Annotated in this window: 19 protein-coding genes; 11 read left to right on the top strand and 8 right to left on the bottom strand. The window is 68.5% G+C overall.

The features are described from left to right. Positions 1 to 551 precede the first annotated feature (551 nt). Positions 552 to 791, bottom strand: coding sequence for a DUF8527 family protein (locus tag QOL69_RS07000; protein WP_283402615.1), 240 nt, complete (start codon positions 789 to 791; stop codon positions 552 to 554). A 432-nt stretch (positions 792 to 1,223) separates the two neighbouring features. Here QOL69_RS07000 and QOL69_RS06995 point away from each other — a divergent pair, with 432 nt between their 5' ends. Beyond that, positions 1,224 to 2,996: a glutamate--tRNA ligase gene (locus QOL69_RS06995; protein WP_283402614.1), complete on the top strand. Its 1,773-nt coding sequence runs from the start codon at positions 1,224 to 1,226 to the stop codon at positions 2,994 to 2,996. A 56-nt stretch (positions 2,997 to 3,052) separates the two neighbouring features. Further along, the gene (locus QOL69_RS06990) at positions 3,053 to 3,382 is read left to right on the top strand and encodes a 4Fe-4S dicluster domain-containing protein (RefSeq protein ID WP_048078370.1); all 330 of its coding nucleotides are present in this window, start codon (positions 3,053 to 3,055) and stop codon (positions 3,380 to 3,382) included. 437 nt (positions 3,383 to 3,819) lie between these two features. Here QOL69_RS06990 and tmcA read toward each other — a convergent pair whose 3' ends face one another. Beyond that, positions 3,820 to 6,129, bottom strand: coding sequence for a tRNA(Met) cytidine acetyltransferase TmcA (gene tmcA / locus QOL69_RS06985; RefSeq protein ID WP_283402613.1), 2,310 nt, complete (start codon positions 6,127 to 6,129; stop codon positions 3,820 to 3,822). A gap of 137 nt (positions 6,130 to 6,266) precedes the next feature. On the opposite strand from tmcA, the gene QOL69_RS06980 reads away from it, so the two are divergent. After that, positions 6,267 to 6,713 carry a UPF0179 family protein gene (locus QOL69_RS06980; RefSeq protein WP_283402612.1) on the top strand — a complete coding sequence of 149 codons (447 nt, stop codon included), beginning with the start codon at positions 6,267 to 6,269 and terminating at the stop codon, positions 6,711 to 6,713. A gap of 27 nt (positions 6,714 to 6,740) precedes the next feature. Here QOL69_RS06980 and QOL69_RS06975 read toward each other — a convergent pair whose 3' ends face one another. Beyond that, a complete protein-coding gene (locus QOL69_RS06975) occupies positions 6,741 to 7,466 on the bottom strand; it encodes a guanosine phosphorylase (RefSeq protein ID WP_283402611.1) in 726 nt (241 codons plus the stop codon). 217 nt (positions 7,467 to 7,683) lie between these two features. Between QOL69_RS06975 and QOL69_RS06970 the strand changes: the two genes are divergently transcribed. Then, positions 7,684 to 8,790: a DUF3179 domain-containing (seleno)protein gene (locus QOL69_RS06970; protein WP_283402610.1), complete on the top strand. Its 1,107-nt coding sequence runs from the start codon at positions 7,684 to 7,686 to the stop codon at positions 8,788 to 8,790. Next, the gene (locus QOL69_RS06965; protein ID WP_283402609.1) at positions 8,777 to 9,370 is read left to right on the top strand and encodes a hypothetical protein; all 594 of its coding nucleotides are present in this window, start codon (positions 8,777 to 8,779) and stop codon (positions 9,368 to 9,370) included. Before QOL69_RS06970 ends, QOL69_RS06965 begins: the two co-directional genes overlap by 14 nt. A 16-nt stretch (positions 9,371 to 9,386) precedes the next feature. Here the strand turns inward: QOL69_RS06965 and QOL69_RS06960 are convergent, their stop codons facing one another. Next, entirely contained in the window at positions 9,387 to 10,349 is a 963-nt protein-coding gene (locus QOL69_RS06960) for a DUF3179 domain-containing (seleno)protein (RefSeq protein ID WP_283402608.1), read from the bottom strand. 38 nt (positions 10,350 to 10,387) lie between these two features. Next, complete coding sequence (locus QOL69_RS06955) at positions 10,388 to 10,747, bottom strand: winged helix-turn-helix transcriptional regulator (protein ID WP_283402607.1); 360 nt, start codon at positions 10,745 to 10,747, stop codon at positions 10,388 to 10,390. A gap of 216 nt (positions 10,748 to 10,963) precedes the next feature. On the opposite strand from QOL69_RS06955, the gene QOL69_RS06950 reads away from it, so the two are divergent. After that, complete coding sequence (locus tag QOL69_RS06950) at positions 10,964 to 11,587, top strand: cysteine hydrolase family protein (RefSeq protein ID WP_283402606.1); 624 nt, start codon at positions 10,964 to 10,966, stop codon at positions 11,585 to 11,587. Positions 11,588 to 11,661: 74 nt separating this feature from the next. Next, on the top strand, positions 11,662 to 13,209 hold the full coding sequence (locus QOL69_RS06945; protein WP_283402605.1) for a histidine kinase: 1,548 nt from the start codon (positions 11,662 to 11,664) through the stop codon (positions 13,207 to 13,209). Between the two features lie 39 nt (positions 13,210 to 13,248). On the opposite strand, the gene QOL69_RS06940 is transcribed toward QOL69_RS06945, so the two are convergent. Together QOL69_RS06940 and QOL69_RS06935 are read right to left on the bottom strand one after the other, a co-directional pair. Further along, the gene (locus QOL69_RS06940) at positions 13,249 to 14,169 is read right to left on the bottom strand and encodes a prenyltransferase (protein WP_283402604.1); all 921 of its coding nucleotides are present in this window, start codon (positions 14,167 to 14,169) and stop codon (positions 13,249 to 13,251) included. A gap of 3 nt (positions 14,170 to 14,172) precedes the next feature. Further along, complete coding sequence (locus QOL69_RS06935; protein WP_283402603.1) at positions 14,173 to 14,691, bottom strand: peroxiredoxin family protein; 519 nt, start codon at positions 14,689 to 14,691, stop codon at positions 14,173 to 14,175. Between the two features lie 99 nt (positions 14,692 to 14,790). On the opposite strand from QOL69_RS06935, the gene QOL69_RS06930 reads away from it, so the two are divergent. Together QOL69_RS06930 and QOL69_RS06925 are read left to right on the top strand one after the other, a co-directional pair. Further along, positions 14,791 to 15,549 (top strand): DUF547 domain-containing protein, encoded by a 759-nt coding sequence (locus tag QOL69_RS06930; RefSeq protein ID WP_283402602.1) that lies wholly within the window; start codon positions 14,791 to 14,793, stop codon positions 15,547 to 15,549. After that, on the top strand, positions 15,546 to 15,776 hold the full coding sequence (locus tag QOL69_RS06925; RefSeq protein WP_006630605.1) for a hypothetical protein: 231 nt from the start codon (positions 15,546 to 15,548) through the stop codon (positions 15,774 to 15,776). The genes QOL69_RS06930 and QOL69_RS06925 overlap by 4 nt, the downstream gene beginning before the upstream one ends. Before the next feature lie 17 nt (positions 15,777 to 15,793). Here the strand turns inward: QOL69_RS06925 and QOL69_RS06920 are convergent, their stop codons facing one another. Beyond that, on the bottom strand, positions 15,794 to 16,579 hold the full coding sequence (locus QOL69_RS06920; protein ID WP_283402601.1) for a TSUP family transporter: 786 nt from the start codon (positions 16,577 to 16,579) through the stop codon (positions 15,794 to 15,796). A 170-nt stretch (positions 16,580 to 16,749) separates the two neighbouring features. Between QOL69_RS06920 and QOL69_RS06915 the strand changes: the two genes are divergently transcribed. Beyond that, positions 16,750 to 17,265, top strand: coding sequence for a redoxin domain-containing protein (locus tag QOL69_RS06915; protein WP_283402600.1), 516 nt, complete (start codon positions 16,750 to 16,752; stop codon positions 17,263 to 17,265). 133 nt (positions 17,266 to 17,398) lie between these two features. Beyond that, positions 17,399 to 17,830 carry a hypothetical protein gene (locus QOL69_RS06910; RefSeq protein ID WP_283402599.1) on the top strand — a complete coding sequence of 144 codons (432 nt, stop codon included), beginning with the start codon at positions 17,399 to 17,401 and terminating at the stop codon, positions 17,828 to 17,830. The last annotated feature ends 3 nt before the right edge of the window (positions 17,831 to 17,833 follow it).

Genomic DNA, 17,833 nt, shown 5'->3' with positions numbered 1-17,833 from the left:
GTCGCTCCGGGTGTAAGTGGGAACTCGGAGGCCGTGTCGGTATCGTCCCGGTCGACCCACACCGTCTCAACGCCTTCGGGGTCTGGTGTGATTACACTGAGTCGCCCGGTGTTTTCGGCCGTCAAGCGGTTGCCACGATCGAACGTTACGATGAGTACAGATCGGTCGGGGTCCCAGTCGAAGGAGGCGAAAACGTTCGGGGCACTGGTCGGGTATGACTCCGTTAAGGGGCCAGTCGGTGTAAGCGAGCAGCCGGCGAGAGCGGGAGTGAGTGCTACAAGGAGGGAACGCCGATACACACGTTGTTGATGTTGCGAACGCGTAAATAAGGTTAGGCAACCGCCTCCACGAACCGGAGAGAAATACGATTACCCCACCGCCCGCTTGCGGAATCTATCCGCGAATCATTTTAGAATTCTGATATAACATGGCTAGATCCGTACTGTGTGTCAGTATGTGGATCACCTGTGCTGAGCGACTGAGAGAGCAAAATTGTCAATTTCTATTGAATTCAACAAGGCTGGCCGTACTTACCCGAGGCCAGAGGCGGGTCAGCGCCGTCGCCCGGGTCGTCGCCGCCCGCCGCTGAACTCCGCTGCGAGCCGTCCGAGGTACCACACGACCGCCAATCCGAGGAGGAGGCCGCCGCCGAGCGCGGCGAGCAGTTGGACCGGCGACGGGTCGAACTGGAGGGCGATCAGCGGCGGCGAGACGGTGACGATCGCGAGCAACACGAGCTTTATCTTCCGATTTCCGGCGTCTCGCTCCGCCTCGGAGATCGGTCCTACCACGCCGACCCCCTCCTCCGCGTTCCGACGACCGTCGACGCTGCGCTCATGCGTCCACCACGCCCCCGGCGACCATCAAGGCCACGAACCGAACCCGTTCGTCCGGGTCAGGGCCCCCGATCCGGGCGGTCACGCCTCTCGTCCTGCCGAAAGTCTGCCCGTTCTGTCCGGGCGGGTAAAAGCGTCTCGACCGTTTACGCCGGTAGCGGCCCGTTACGCGCGTGAACGGTCTCGGTAGTTTAAGCCGGTCCGTCGGCTCGTGTCGAGCGCCCCTACCCGCCGTCCCGCACGCGGCGCGCCGTCGCGGCGGTCGCCGCCCACGCCGCCCGTGCTGTCCGGCCGGGCCGCGCTGTCCGCTCCGCCTGCGCCGCTGGGGGATCCGCCCCTCCCCGCCGTTTCGCGGCGTTTTTGACCCGACCCCGCCAAGCGAGCCGTATGGACGACGAACTCCGCGAGCGCGTCGCGGCGGCCGGCGAGGCCGCGGCGCTTTTCAACGCGCTCAAGCACGGCAACGATCCGGAGGTGGGCGCGATCATGGGCCCGATCATGGGCGAGAACCCCGAGTTCCGCCCGCACGGCGACGAGATTCCGGGCGTCCTCGCACCGGTCGTGAACGAGGTCGCCGAGTTGGACGACGCCGAGCGCCGCGAGCGGCTCGGCGAACTCGCGCCCGACAGGCTCGCGGAGCTCGAGGCGGAGGCGGAGGCCGACGACCGCGTCCTCCCCGACCTGCCGAACGCCGAGGACGGGGAAGTCGTGATGCGCGCCGCGCCGAACCCGAACGGCCCGTGGCACGTCGGTCACGCCCGAATGCCCGCCGTCATCGGGACGTACAAGGAGCGCTACGACGGGGAGTTCATCTGCCGGTTCGACGACACGGACCCGGAGACGAAGCGACCCGACCTTGACGCCTACGACGCCATCCTCGAAGACATCGAGTACCTCGGCTTCGAGCCGGACCGCGTGATTCGGGCGTCCGACCGGCTGGAGACGTACTACGACCACGCCCGCGAGCTGATCGACGCCGGCGGCGCGTACACCTGCTCGTGTTCCGGCGACGAGTTCTCGGAGCTGAAGAACGCGGGCGAGGCGTGTCCCCACCGCGAGAAGGACGGCGAGACGGTCCGCGAGGAGTTCGAGGCGATGGTCGACGGAGAGTACGGCTCCGGCGAATTGGTCCTCCGCGTCAAGACCGACATCGAACACAAGAACCCCGCCCTGCGCGACTGGGTCGCGTTCCGCATGATCGACACGCCGCACCCGCGCGAGGAGGCCGCAGAGTACCGCTGCTGGCCCATGCTCGACTTCCAGTCCGGCGTCGACGACCACCTCACGGGCGTCACGCACATCATCCGCGGCATCGACCTCCAGGACTCCGCGAAGCGCCAGCGGTTCGTCTACGACTACTTCGGCTGGGAGTATCCCGAGGTGCTCCACTGGGGCCACGTTCAGGTCGACGAGTACGACGTGAAGCTGTCGACCTCGACGATCAAGGAGCTGATCGAGACCGGCGAGCTGACGGGCTGGGACGATCCCCGCGCGCCGACGATCCAGTCCATGCGCCGCCGCGGCATCCGCGGGCAGGCGCTCGTCGACTCGATGACGGAACTCGGCATGTCCACCTCCGACGTCGATCTGGCGATGTCCTCCGTGTACGCGAACAACCGAGACCTCGTCGACGACGAGGCGAACCGGTACTTCTTCGTCCGCGACCGCGACGACGCGCCCGCCGTGGAACTGCCGGTCGTCGACGGCGACGAACCCGCGCCCGAGGCGGGCCACCCGCCGCTCCACCCCGACCACGCCGACCGCGGCGACCGCGAGGTCCCCGCCGGTCGCGTCGTCGTCGAATCCCCCGACCTCCCGGACGAGGGCGAGCGCGTCTGGCTGAAGGGGTACGGCTGCGTCCGTCACGCGGGCGACGAACTCGTCTTCCTCGACGCCGACATCGACGTGGTCCGCGACGGCGACGTGGACGTGATCCACTGGGCCCCCGCCGACGAGGGGCTGGAGACGCTCCTCCGGACCGTCGAGGGCGACGTGCGAGGGATCGCCGAACCGGCGCTCGCCGACGTCGACCCCGACACGGTGATCCAGTTCGTCCGCGTCGGCTTCGCGCGGATCGACGCGTTCGACCCCGACGCGACCGACGAGGCGGGTGGTCCGGACGGCTCCGAGGATCTGGTGGCGTACTACGCGCACCCCTGACCGGAACGTCCCGACCCCGCGGAGTTTAAGCGTCCGAGCACCGAATCACGGTCAAGATGGCTATCGACCCGAACTTCGAAACGAACCGCGAGCGGGCCGGCGAGGAGGACGGCGTCGCCGTGTGGGGACCCGTCGAACCGCCGGAAAAGCAGGGAATACGCGGCACGCACGTCGCGGTCGACTTCGATATCTGTCTCGCCGACGGCGCGTGTCTGGAGGACTGCCCGGTCGATGTGTTCGAGTGGGTCGACACGCCCGGGCACCCGGAGTCCGAGCGGAAGGCGAACCCCGCCGACGAGGACCAGTGTATCGACTGTATGCTCTGCGTCGACGTCTGCCCGGTCGACGCGATCGACGTCGACCCCGGTCGCGAGAACCGCTTATAAATAGTCGAACGTGCCGGCGCGGCGTTGACGCTCGGAGTCTCGGTTTCCCGGCTGTACGAGGGTGGTTCCGCTTATAAGTCGCTGATCGACGTGAACTCTTCCGAAGCCCCAGTCGCTCGGCTATACGCTGTGATCCCGTTCCGAGTGTGACCGCCGAAGCCCCAGCCGCGAGGACTCGATGCGCTCGCTGCGCGCCTCACTCGGTCACTTCGTTCCCTCGCTGCGGTGCTTGCGTCGCGCGTCTTCGTCCTCGCGGCTGCCCCTTCGAGTCCCACCCGACCGCACAGCACCTCGTGCCTCCCCAGCCTCGTCAGTCGCCTCCGCTTCGCTCCGGCGACTGACTCCCTCGCGCGGTGCTGCGTCGCGGCCGCCACCGGCGGCCGCTCGCAGGCACGCGCCACCGCATCGTTCACCTATAAACTATCGTGTCGGCTCTGTCAGTCGTTTATAAATCGTTCACGCTCCCTGCGCGCGAACTCGGTGCCGTACCGCTCGACGAGCGGGACGGCGGCGTCGCCGAGCGCGCGCCGACACGCGCTCAGCGAGGCGAAGCCGAGGTCGTCGGCGACCCCCTCCCACGACCGGCCCTGAAGCACCTTCCGAACGAGCAGGCGCTCTTCGCGGTCGTCGATGGGGGCGTCGCCGTCCCCTTCTATCAGCGCCGCGAGCGCGAGGTCGCGGAACGCGCCGGGCGCGCTGTCGTACATCCCCGGCCCGACTGACGCGCCGACGACGGAGCGCCACTCGGTCTCGGTGAGATCGACCGCGACGGGGGCGGAACACGCCCGGAGCGCCCCGCGAATCACGTCCGGGTCGACGTCGCGGTGCGCGTCCGAGAGCCCGTCCCGCTCGCGGTCCCGGAACGCGACGGCGTGGCGGTCGAGCAGGTCGCGACCCGCCGCCGTCTCCGGCCGGAGCATGACCGCGGAGTGTTCCCCCGAGGCGTCGTTCCGGGTCGTCGAGAGGTGGACGATCCGGTAGCCGGCCCGCCGCCAGAAGCGGAGGAGCCGCGGCGTCGCGCCGTAGCCGACCGAGAAGTAGTCGACGGGGTCGCCGTCGTCTCCCGCGCGGTCGCCGCCGAACTCCGCGTGGACCTCGTCGAGCAGCCGCGAGCCGAACCCCGCGTCCCGGAGCGCGTGGTGGGTCGCGATCCGGACCGTCCGCAGGCCGTACGGCCCGGCGGCGCTCTCGTCGCGCAGCTGGCTCGTGAGCACGTCCGGCACCATGTTCCCGCGGACGCGCTCGCCCTCGTACATCCCCCGCCGCGTCTCGGCGTCCAGTCCGCCCTCCCGCGCGAGCAGCGCGACCGCGACGACCCGGTCGCCCGCGACCAGCGCCCGCGCGACGAGGTTCGGCGCGTCGAGCAACCGCGCGAGGTCGTTCGGCTCGGTCCGGTAGTGCGCGGCGACGAGCAGCCCGAACGCCTCGCCGAGCAGCGTCTCGTCCGCGAGCAGGTCTTCAGGATCGAGCGCCCGGTACGTCGCGTCGCCGACCGACGCGTCCGCGACCGCCTCGTCCACCGCGGGCCGGGCGTCGAGCAGGAGCGCGCGCGACGCCCAGGCCTCCACCGGATCGTCTCGCGCGTACCGGATCGGCTCGTCGAGCCGCACGTCCCGCACCGCGAACCGCGAGTCGAGCAGCCGCTCGCGGAACCGGACCGCGAACCCGCGGCCCGCCCCCTCGTAGCCGTGGACGGTCGTACAGAACGCCACCGCGGGCGCGTCGAGGAACCCCTCCAGCAGCCGCACCGGGAGCGCCGCCGCCTCGTCGACGATCACGGCGTCCGCCGCGGCGGCCTCCGCCGCGGCCGCCGCGGGCGGCAGAAACCGGACGCGACCGCCCGCCGGAGTCCGGAGGTCGCGGTCGTCGCCGTCGCCGACCTCGCCGCCGTGCCCCTCGGTTTCCCCGCCGATCAGCCCCCGCGCTCGCGCGAACACCTCCGCGGCGTTCCGGAACCCGGGCGCGGTGACGAGCACGTCGCCGCCCCCGAGTGCGAGTGCGCCCGCCGCCAGCCCGGCCGCGCTCGACTTCCCGCGCCCCCGGTCGGACTCGACGACGACCGCGGAGCCGGGACTCGCGAGCGCCTCGAACGCCCGCAGCGCCCGCGACTGATCGCCCGTGAGACAGGCGGCGTACGCGGCCGCGGGGAACACTGCGTCCGGCGGCGCGCTCGGCCGGTCGACGGACCCGCGATCCGCTTCTGCTTCCGCCGCCGCTCCCGCCCCGGTGAGTCCGTCGCGTTCGAGAACGTCTCCGTCTGCGTCGTCGCCGAGCGCGACGATCGCGACGCCGGGGTGAGTTCGGAGCGTCGAAACGAGGCGCTCGCGGAACCGCCCCGTCACGTCGTCGACGCCGTACGGAGGCACCCCGAGCGAGTCGTCGAACCGGTCGCGGATCCCCGGCCAGTCGTCGAGCGCGGGCGTCAGGAGGATCAGGAGTCCGCCGCCGTCGACAGCGCCGACCGCTCGACCGAGCGCGTTCGGGACGAACCGCTCGTGGCAGTCGAGGATTACCGCCTCGCGGGTGCGCCCCAACAGCTCGTCGGCGCTCCGCGGTCGGTGTTCCTCGAATCGGAACCCCTCTCGCGTCGAGACGATAGAGACGTCCTCGTCGTCGATCTCGACCGCCTCGACCGCGTCGTAGGCGACGTCGATCGCGCGGTCCCGGTCGCCGGCGAGCGCGAGGACCCGCCGCTCGTTCGCCCGCTCGGCCTCGGCCCGTAGCTCCCGCGTGACCCCCGCGATCATCTTCGCTCGTCGTTGCCGAGGCGCGGACATGTGTCTTCCCCTCCGCGCGTGCCCTTTCGAACGGAGCCGAGTCCGCCCGTCCGCTCGCGTCCGGCGGAGGCGGGAGGCTTACGGCCGCGCGGCGCGTCGCTCCGGGCATGACCACGGTCACGCTCATCGGGACTCGGCTCGCCGACGTGGGTCGCGAGTTCGTCTACGAGGGGGAATCGACCGACTGCGAGGGGTGTCCCTACCGCGGCCAGTGCCTGAACCTCTCCGAGGGGAAACGGTACCGTGTGACCGACATCCGGGAGAACGCGCAGACGCTCGACTGCGCGGTCCACGACGCCGGCGTCCGTGCGGTCGAGGTCGAACCCGCGTCGGTTCCGGCGAACGTCCCCTCGAAGCGCGCCTACGCCGGCAGCAAGGCGTCGCTCGCCGGCCCCTGTCCGCACACCGAGTGCCCGAGCCACGGCTACTGCGTCCCCGACGGTGCCGACTTCGACGACGAGCGCGTCATCGATCGGGTGCTGGGTGAGCCGCCGCACGAGACGTGCGCGCTCGACCGAGACCTGACGCTCGTGGAGTTCCGCGCGGAAGAGTAACGCCGCGGGACCGACCCCTCTCGGCCGCTACAGCGACGTGACCGCGTTCAGCGTGATCCGAATCGCGCGCTCGACGTTGTCTTTCGCCTTCTCCGGCAGTTCGTCGTCGGAGTCCGCGCCCTTCTGCGAGCCGGCGACGAGGTTCCCGTCGACGGTACAGATGGCACCCGCGGCCAAGCCCTTGCGGCGCGCGAGCGAGAAGACGGTCGCGGCCTCCATCTCGATCGCGAGCAGGTTCGCGTCGTTCCAGTCGTCGACGTACTCGTCGCTCTCGTTGTAGAACGCGTCGTCGGAGACGATCGGTCCGACGTGGATCTCCTCGTCGTTGTCCTCCGCCGCCCCGACGAGTCCGGTGAGCACGTCGTAGTCCGGGACCGCGGGGTAGTTCGCGGACTCGTAGCGCTTGCTCGTCCCCTCCTCCTTGGCCGCGCCCGTCGCGACGACCATGTCGCCGACCTCCATGTCCGGCTGGAGCGCCCCGCAAGTGCCACAGCGGACGAACGTCTCGACGCCGACCCGCGAGAGCTCCTCGACGGCGATCGCGGCGGAGGGACAGCCGATCCCCGTCGAACAGATCGTGAGGTCGACGCCCTCGTAGCTCGCGTTGACGACCTTGTACTCGCGGTTCTGCGCGACGACCTCGCTGTCGTCACAGAGGTCCGCGATCCGGTCGACGCGCCCGGGGTCCCCGGGAATGATCGCGATGTCGTGTACGTCGCCCTCCTCGACCAGCAGGTGCGGCTGTTTCGCCATATCGGCGGAGACAGCCGCCGCGCGCAAAAACGGACCGGTCGGCGGGCGGGGAACACCCCACAACCTCGGAGGATAGTTTTGATGCGTGCCTTTTATTCTAATATATTCTCTTTGAAATAATTAAGATCTGATATCAGGTCACGATTCCAAGACGTATGTGTGTTTTTCACACACAGTCGCTCAAGCGTTAATTCCTCAACACCCCTCATATCAACTGATGGAGTTCACCCGCCGTCAGTACATTGCGACTGCTGGCCTCGCGGCACTCGCAGGCTGTACCAGCGGCGTAAACGGCGGATCCGAGCGATCTTCGACGACAGCGGAGACGAGTCCCGACGAATCGACGCCGGAGATCGACGGGGTCGTCCCGACTGCCGAGGAGCCACTGGCTCTCTCGATGGACCCCGGCGAGTACGAATCGCTCGCGATCTCGGGTGGACCGTCCAAAGACGGGATTCCCTCCATCGACGACCCCTCGTTCGTCGACCCCGATGACGCCGGTTTCCTGGATCCGGGTGACCCCGTGTTCGGCGTCATGCTGAACGGTGAGACAAAGGCGTACCCACAGAAGATCCTCGTACAACACGAGATCGTCAACGATCGCCTCGGTGATCTCCCCGTCGCGGTGACGTACTGCCCGCTGACCGGGACCGTCCAAGGGTTCGATCGCGGCGAGACGACGTTCGGCGTCTCCGGCCGCCTCATCAACAACAACCTCGTCATGTACGACCGAGCGACCGAGGCTTGGTGGCCGCAGATTCTCGCGACGTCGATACCTGGTCCGTGGAACTCCTCTCCCGGGACCCGATCGCTACGGGAGTTCAGACTCGTGTGGACGACGTGGGAGCAGTGGCGAGACCTCCGTCCAGACACCCAGGTCCTCTCGACGGACACCGGATCCGCGAGAAACTACGGTAGAGACCCGTACGGATCGTACAACCCGCTCGGGGGCTACTATGCCGGCGAGAACACCTTGTTCGAACCGCTCAGTGACGACGACCGCTTCGAGCGGAAACGCGTCTTCATGTGCGCCCGGACCGCCGACGGCGCGGTCGCGTTCGACAAATCCACACTCCTCTCGGAACGAGTGATGTCGGGTGAACTGGACGGGACACCGGTCGTCGCGGTCGCCGATCAGCGGTTGGCCACCGGATACGTGTATCTGAACCCCGACGAACGGACGGTCACGACCGACGCGGATACGGTGGTCGTCGGCGACGACACGTACGAACCGAACGCACTTCCGCTAGAGCGGATCCACGTGTTCGACGCGATGTGGTTCGCCTGGCACGGGTACTATCCGGACACCAATGTCTACGCGTAACGCCGCCGTACGGCTCGAATCCGCCGTCTCTAGGACCTTCGCGGCTACCGGCGGGGTCTTCCGTCGGACCGATGCGACGCTCGTCGTCGTCGGAACCGCGGTCGGGTACCTGATAGCCTATCTATACGCGCTCGGGCACCTCGCGCCGGGGGTCGGCGGGTTCGACCTGTTCGTCGTTTCCGGCGCTTTCGAGAAGTTCTTCCAGCCGGAACTGGGTCCGTTCTCGTTCACGCCCGTCGTTCGGGTGTCGGCCGGACCGGTGACATATTTGTTTTCGCTCAACACCGTACTGGGAATCGCGATCGCCGGTCTGGTCGGTCTCAACCTCGGTCTGACGTATCTCGCGTGGCGACAGCCGGCGGCCTGCGGAGTCGGGTCCTCGTCGTCCGGCGTCATCGCAAGTATCCCGGCAGTCCTGTCGGGCACCGCCTGCTGTGGCCCGGTCGTGTTCATCGTCCTCGGGATTCAGGCGTCGGGCATCGTCGTGACGGCGTTCCAGTTCCTGCTACCGATCGCCGTCGTGCTGTTGGTCGGCAGTCTCGTCCTCGTCGGCCGACAGATCGACCCCGAAAGGCTGTGAACGGGTCGTCGTCCCGTCACCTGCGACCGACGGACACGTGGAACGCGTCGGGTCCGTGGTCGTCCTGCCACGCGAAGGCGTAGAGCCGTCGCGTCGGGACCCGCCGCAGCCGTCGTCCGTCGTCGCTTTTCCCCGTCGCAGGCGTCCAGACGGTACCGTCGCCGTGGACGACACCGTCCTCGATCCGGAGTTCGAAGTCCGGTCGCTCGAAGGCGTGGAGGCCGTCGCCCGTCGCGAGGACGACGACGTCGGTCTCACCCACCGTCGCCTCCACGACGCCACCGGCCGTCTCAACGGTCGGAAGTGGAAACCCGAGCGCCCCGCCGCCGGTCGGCGTCACGCCGAGGACCACCGCCTTCGGGTCGAGGTCGTCCCGATCCCACTCGCGCTCCAGGCCCTCGCCGCGCATCCCGCGAAGCCCGAACGCCTCCCGCTCCTCGTAGGCCTCGTAGCCGGAGGGGTCGTACCCGCTCACGGCGGCCGACCCCTCAGACTCGGGCTGGAGGACGAGCCCGCCGGGGTGGGCCTCGCGGAAGGCCGCGTACGTCGTCATCGGACCGGGCCGAACCCGGAGCTGCTCGCCGGCGAGCGCGCCCGCAATGCACTCGCCGGTGGACTGCTTCCACTCGGAGTCGGTCTCGCGGTCGTACAGGACGAGGTCGTCGTCGGCCAGCTTCCCCGAGACGCCGAACGCGAGCCGGCGTCCGTCGACGGTCGCGTCGTAGACGACGCCGCTGCCGCAGATCGGACACCACGTGACGGCGATCGGATCGCCGTCTCCCCCTACGGTAGGAATCACATCGTTGACGACCTCGTGATAGTTCAGTATCCGAATCGGGTAGGCGCGCGCCGGCGTCGCGTCGTCGGCCGGCTCGACGACCAGGACATCGTCGTCCGGATCGCCGAAGTAGCCGTCTCCGAACGTCGGGTCGTCGACGCTCGGGATCGCGTCCTTCGGGAGGACAGACGCGACGTTCATGGCCGAGACATTCGAGTCGCTCGAATCACTCGGGTCGCTCACTGGTCGTCGGGGGGCGTGAGGTGTTCCCTCCCCCAGTCACGCATGGCGACGATCACGGGTTTCAACGACCGCCCGCGGTCCGTCAGCGAGTACTCCACGCGGAACGGCTTCTCGCTGACGACGGTTCGGTCGACGAACCCGTGCTCCTCTAAGTCTTCGAGGACGTCGGACTGTACCTTCCCCGAGATCCCGTCGACGTCCTCCTTGAGCGCGTTGAATCCCAGCGGGCCGTTCTCCAGGAGTCGGTGAATGACGACCGGATGCCACTTCTTGCCGATCAGCGTCGCCGTCGTCGTGATCGGACACCACTCGCTGCCCGCACACCACACCTCTAGCGGCTCCGAATCCGTGCTCATACCCGATCTACGGCCGCCACAAAAATAAAGATACGTTTAGTAAGTAGGTGAGGAGACGAAACCGACTGTCGTGTCGCAAGGCCGCGTCGATCGGGTCGCTCGCGTCCCCGAGAATTTCGTCTGCGACTCTTAAGCTCACCAGTTGGTAACCCGGTTACCGACACGTTCGCGCGGGCTTAATAGTTACTCGACCATACCAAGTTACTACAGGTAACCATGAGTGAACTCGAAATAGACGCCGACAGCACGGCCCTACTGGTCACCGACCCGCAGATCGACTTCCTGAAGCCCGATAGCGTGGTCTGGGACAAGGTGGGCGAGACCGTCGAGGAGAACGCCGTCGTCGACAAGATCCGACGCCTCCGTGACGCCGCTCGGGAGGGCGACGTGCCCGTCTTCTACTCCCCGCACGAGTACGGGGACGCGGAGTACGAGAGCTGGGAGCACCTGAACACGATCGACCAGATCATGTTTGACACGCGGATGTTCGACACCGCCGGGGACGGTGCCGACTTCGTCCCGGAGCTCGAACCGGACGACAACACGTTCGTCCTCTCGCCGCACAAGCAGCTCTCCGGCTTCTGGAGCAACGATGTCCAGATCCAGCTCCGCCAGCGCGGGATCGACACGCTCGTGCTCGCGGGGATGAGCGCGAACCTCTGCGTCGAGTCACACCTCCGTGACGCCGTCGAGAACGGCTTCGAGGTGCTGACCGTGACCGACGCCACGGCGGCGGCCGGCGAGGAGGCGCTTCAGGCTGCGCTCACGAACTACGGGTTCATCGCCCACGAGACCGCCGAGACCGACGCCGTCGCGGAGCGCCTCGCCGCTGCGGAATAAATATCTGAGGCGAGATGTAGGGGCCCAGCTACACGACCAATGTACTTCTTTAAGTACGCCTGATAATTTGACGTATGGACAGACCGTCACCGAGCGATCGTCTCGCATTCAAGCCGGCAGGCGTCGCTATCGCGGTCGTCGCGTTCCTGCTGACGCGCGGAACGGTCGCAGACCTGCTGGTGACAGACACGGCGCTGGCGATGGAGATGAGTGCGGTGTTCGTTCTGGTAGTGGGGTTCGGTGTCGTCTTGTACGGCGTCAACCTCGCGATCAGCGCGCGAGACCGCGCGTACGCCCGAAGTGTCCTCGAATGGTTCGTCGCCGGCTCCGCGGCGGTCGGGCTCGCACTCGGACCGCTGGCGATGACGTCGTCGCCGGGTGACGCCACCGCGGCGGCGGCTGCCGTCGGAATCGTCGGCGGCGGCGCGGGGCTGCTCGTCGGAATCAGGGGTGCAGAGGCGGACCGGCGGCAGGCGGTCGTGGACCGGCAGATCGAACAGGCGCGGCTCCTCAACCGGATCCTCAGACACGAGGTCCGAAACTCCGTCACGATTCTCCAAGGGCACACGGACCTCCTGTTCGAAGGGCAAGCGGGAACCGCAGGTCGAAGTAAGACGGCGATCACCGACGCAATCGCTCGGATCGACCGGGCGGTCGACGAGACGCGATTCCTCACCGTCGGAACCGTCGACGGCGGCAGCGCGCTCGGTCCGGTGCGGATCGACGAGGCGATACGGCGACACGCGGAACGGACCGCCCGCGTCGAGTCGGCGGAGTCACCCCCGTCGGTGACGATCAGGGCCGACCGGTACTTCGACCGGCTGCTCGACGAGCTCGCGGCGCTTCCCGACTGGGCGGACGGGGGTGCCGGCCCCCTCGCAGTCGATGTCCGGGACCGACTCGTGGAGTTGTCCGTCACCGCCCCCGGAGCGTGGCTCAGCGACCGCGAACGCGAGGTGCTCGTCGAAGGGGTCCCCGAACAGGAGCGGAACGACGTGGACTACGGCGTCCCGGTCCTGCGGCTCCTCGTAGCCAGATACGGCGGTGAGGTGGTCGTCGACGCGACCGACAAGGAAACGACGGTCCGGGTGTTGCTCCCGCGGAGCAGTCGGAACGCGGCGAGCGGGGACGCCCCGGGGCTCGCGAGCGGGACGCTGTGGCGGACGCTCGGTATCGGGCTGGCGGCCGGCGTCGCGATGGGGGCCTTCTTCCAGGCGACGACCGGAACGCTACCTGTGATCGGCGCGCTGTACGGGGCTTCCGTCTCGTCGGTCGGATGGGTCGCGCACCTGTTCCACAGCGCCGTGTTCGCGACGGTGTTCACCGTCGCTCGGTCGGAGGTGCCGGACGATCTCCTCGGTGACTCCGTCGGCGCTACCGTCGCCGCGGGGATCGCCTACGGGCTCTTCCTATGGTTCGTCATGGCCGGCGTCGTCATGAGCCTCTGGTTGAACGCCGTGGGTGTCGCGACGCCGCTCCCGAACCTGAACGCGGCCTCGCTCGTCGGTCACCTCCTGTGGGGCGGACTCGTCGGCGCGCTCTCGGCGACGCTCCCGTCGCTCCCCGACCGGCAGGCCGTTCGGAACCGGCTGTCGACCGCGGTCGGTCGAAAACTCCCCTGAGTCGTCGAGCAAGTGGACGTTCGGCCGACGACGGCCGAGTCAGCCGACGAGTCCGGCGGCGACCGCGCCCCACGCGACCGTCGTCGTCGCGGCCGTGACCACCATCGTCGCGACCGCAGGCAGTGGTTCCTCCCGCCGCGTGAACCGCCGGTACCCGGGAACTAGACCGACCATCGGAACGAGCGTTCCGACCACAACGACCGACGGGAGCACACGACCGGCGAGCGCGACGCCGGATCCCGCGGCGGCGAGGCTTACGAGCCCGTACACCGCTCGAAGTCGACGGGGTGACCACCGCGTCGCGAGCGTCTGCTTCCCGACCGCGGCGTCCGCCCGGCGGTCCGGCCACTGCGTCTCCAGGAGGTTCACGAACACAACGAGCGCGAACGGAACGGTCGCGAGCGCGGCGTCGAGTGTCAGTTCGCCGGCGACGACCGCGAACCCGTACAGCGGCAGTGCGATCCCGCCGAGCGCGGCGTTCGTGATCTCGCCGAATCCGCGCCACGCGAGCCGGAGCGGCCCGACCGAGTACTGCCAGCCGACGAGGAGGATCCCACCGAGCAGGACGGCGTGAACCGTCGACAGCGGTCGTCCGCCCAGCGGACTCGCGGCCCAGGCGAGCAGCAACAGACCGATCGCGGCGGACGCGACCGCGGCGCACAGCGCGAGGCGACGCTGGAGACCGGTCTCGGCGAGCGCGCCACTCCCGCCGGAGAAGGGGGTGCGGTCCGTGAGCGCGTCGGTCTCAGCGTCCGCGTACTCGTTCGCGTAGTGGACGCTCGCGGCGACCGAGACGAGCGCGGCTAGACCGATACCCACATTCGCAAGGTCGACCGTCGCGCCCCGACCGAGCGCCATCGAGACACCGAGGGCGTACACGAGCCCGATCAGCGCGATCTGTGCGGGGCGGGACATCCGCCAGAGCGCGACGAGAACGGTGCGACGGTCGGACTCGCACATCCGTCAGTCGGCGCGCAACGCCCGAACCTCGTCGAGCAGGTCGTCGATCTCCGGGCGGTCGGCGGGCATCCGCCCCTCGTACGTGTACGCGACGACCGGCTCGCCGGACCGGACATCGAGGACCATCGCGACCGGCATCCGCCCGACGAGGTCGTGGAGCGAGCCGAGGACGCCGAACCGCACCGGCTGGTCGTAGGCGTCGCTCACGTCGGTGTTCGGGTCCGCGAGTAGCGCGAACGGGAGGTCATAAGAGTCCTGCCACTCGGCGGCCCGCTCCACGGGTTCCGGAAGGATCGAGACGACCGACGCGTTCAGCGCCTCGAACTCGTCGTACCGGTCGGCGGTCGCCTGGACCTGCTTCCGGCAGTTCCCGCAGTGGTAGTCCCGCTGGAACAGCAGGACAATAGCGTCGAGGTCCGAGTCGGCGGCGGCCGCGGACAGCGAAAACGGGTCCGGCCCGGCGGCGACGTTCGGCAGTTCGAAGTCGGGGACCGGCTCGGAGGAGGCGGTCGCGTCGGTCATACCGTACATACGCGGTCCCGCGACATAACGCTCGGTCGGTCTGCCGCGTGCCGCGCCCAACCGCAGCGGCTTTTCGCTTCCCGCCCGAGAGATCCGACTATGACAGCGTCCGAGTCGACGCCGGCCCCCGGTCCGCCGTCGGAGATCGATTCCGCCCCCGTCGAGACTTCGCAGCGGTTCCTCCGCGCGGTCCGTGCCGGCTCGGAACACGATCCAGCGCGCGAGGACGCGCGCACTCGTCTCGCCTATCTCTCGGAGAGCGACTTGGACGCCCTCGGTCCGGACGAGCGGCTCGCCTTCTGGCTGAACGCGTACAACGCTGCGACGGGCGACGCGCTACTGTCGGAACCGGACCGGTTCGAGAGCCGTCGCCGGTTCTTTTCGGAGCCGATCGTCACCGTGGCCGGCGAGGACCTGAGTCTCGATGCGATCGAACACGGGATCCTCCGCGGCTCGCAGTGGAAGTACGGACTCGGATACGTCCCGAACCCGCTCCCTTCGGCGTTCGTCAGGCGGCATCGAGTGGCGGAGCCGGACTTCCGCGTCCACTTCGCGCTCAACTGCGGTGCTGCCTCCTGTCCGGCGGTCGCCGCCTACGACGCCGAGACGGTCGACGCGGACCTCGACGCGTCGACCGAGAACTACCTCCGGAGTGAGACCCTCGTCGAGGACGGGACCGCGTACGTGCCGCGGCTCCTCCTCTGGTACCGGGGCGACTTCGGCGGCCGGAGCGGCATTCGACGGATCCTGCGCGAGTACGACGTCGTCGACCCCGACGGCGTGTCGCGGGTCCGGTACCGCGAGTACGACTGGTCGCTCGCGCTCGGCGCGTTCCGCGACGAGGGAGGAGACGAATGAGCGACGACGGCCTGCTGGGCTCGCTGTCGGTGGTCGGCCTCCTGAGCCTCTGTTGTATCGGCGTCGGCGGGATCGCGGGCGGTGCGGTCCTCGCCGGCGGCGGCGCCTCCGCGACCGTCCTCACCACGGGCGCGTCGAGCGCTCGCGGCGCGCTGATCTCAGGGGGCGTCACGTTCGCGACGGTGTTCGTCGCGGCCGCCGTGATTCGGTGGCGGCTGAATCGGTGAGTCGGTGGCGGAGACGGTCAGAGGACCCCGGCACCGCCGAGTACGAGCCTGACGCCGATTACCGTCAGTAGGCCGAGGACGACGCCGCGGCGGAGCCGTTCGCTCACCCGGTCGCGGAGCCGCTTCCCGACGGCGACGCCGACGACCGCCGGGACAGCCGCGGCGACGGACGCGAGGGCAAACGCTGCGTCCGGGTAGAAGCCGAGCGCGCCGGCGGCGACGACCCGGAGGCCGTTGATCCCGACGAACACCAGCGCCACGACCCCGACGAACAGCCCGTGCGAGAGGTCGAAGCTCCGGACGTACGCGACGAGCTGGACGCCGACGTTCGTCGCGCCGAAGAGGACGCCGGAGACGACGCCGACGACGGCCATGACGAGCGGCGTTTCGGCGGTCCCGCGATTGCTCACGCTCGACAGGTCCGGAAGCGGCACCGCACGCTGAGCGGCCGCCACGAAGCCGAGCGAGACGAGTCCGAGCAGCACGCGCACCGGGGCCTCGGGGAGTCGGTCGAGCAGGGCCATCCCCGCGACGGTGCCGACAAGCGCGGCGACGAGCAGCGGCGCGAACCGGGTCCCGCACGTGCGGAGCTCCTTGCGGGTGAGATCGCCGACGAGCGAGAGGTTCACGGCGAACATCGGCAGGATCATGAACGCGACGGCGGTCGCCGGATCGAGCGTCGCGGCGAGTACCATCGTCCCGACGACGGCGAATCCGAACCCGGCGACGCCGTTGACGGCGCCCGCGACTGCGACCACAACGACGATCGTCGCGACCAGACCAGCAGAGAGCGCGAGCGTCATACCGGCGGGACGGGAGGACCGCTAATAAATCACCGCAAGGCGTGCGGTACGGGGACACGAACGACGGGAGCCGTCGACGCTGGTACCGAGACGGTGATCCGTTCTCGATGTGTGTAATGTGTTCGCACGATCGGGCGAGGTTCATGTCGTTTTACCTCCGAGTCTCACGTATGCTTCAGACCGGACAGACAGCGCCGACGTTCGAACTCCCCGGCGCGGGCGGCGGTCGGATTGACACGCACGCGCTGACCGAGTACACCGACAACGGGTGGGCGGTCGTAGCCGTGTTCTACCCGTTTGACTTCCACCCCGTGTGTACGACGCAGATGTGTACGTTGCGGGACAGCGAGACGCTGTCGCTATTGGAGAACACGGTTGTCCTCGGGATCTCGACCGACGGGGTCTACAGCCACCGCGCGTTCGCCAAGAAACACCGGATCGACTTCCCGCTGCTCGCAGACAGCGACGGGCGCGCCGCCGAGGCGTACGGCGTGCGCGTCGACGAGATCGAGGACCACCGCGGTGTCGCGCGCTCGGCAGTCTTCGTGATCGATCCCGACCGCACCGTTCAGTACGCTTGGCGGAGCGAGGAGCCCGACGACGAGGCGGACCTCGAAGCCGTTGAGCGAGCGGCGCGCTGTCACGGCGACGAGTGTGCGCTTCCCGACGGCAAGTCGTACCTGTGAGGCCGACCGCTCGCCGGTCACCGTAACCAGTCGGTAACTTGGTTACCCGTCCGTTCGCGCGACTTTATTTGGTATCCTCGCGTCAAGGTTACTAGAGGTAACCTGCGTCGGCACGCCGGCGCGAGAACATATCATGGTAAGCATATTCACTGGACTGATCGCTGGACTGATCGCGACTGTCGTCATGACGATGTTCATGATGACAATGGGAGACGACTCGCCGCCGCCGACCGCCGCCCTCTGGGCGAAGTACGTCGGCGACGAGGGGCCGGAAGCGTACATGAAACAAGGCATGCTGCTCCACATGCTGTACGGGATCGGGGCGGGGGTCGCGTTCGCCCTCGGCGCGACTGCGCTCGGGCTCGACGTCGGCGCGGGCGTCCTCGTCGGAAGCGTCCTCTGGGGGCTCGCCTTCGGGCTCGTCCTGATGGTCGGCGGGATGGTCTTCTGGATGCGGATCATCCTCGCGATGGAGCCGAACCCGAAGACGATGGGTGCGTTCGGCTTCTTCCACGTCGTCTACGGTGTCGTGCTCGGTGCGGGGATCGCCCTACTCCCGGTGTAAGCC

The sequence above is a fragment of the Halorubrum sp. DM2 genome, from assembly GCF_901686465.1.
GTDB lineage: Archaea > Halobacteriota > Halobacteria > Halobacteriales > Haloferacaceae > Halorubrum.
This window is presented reverse-complemented; position numbering and strand designations above follow the sequence as displayed.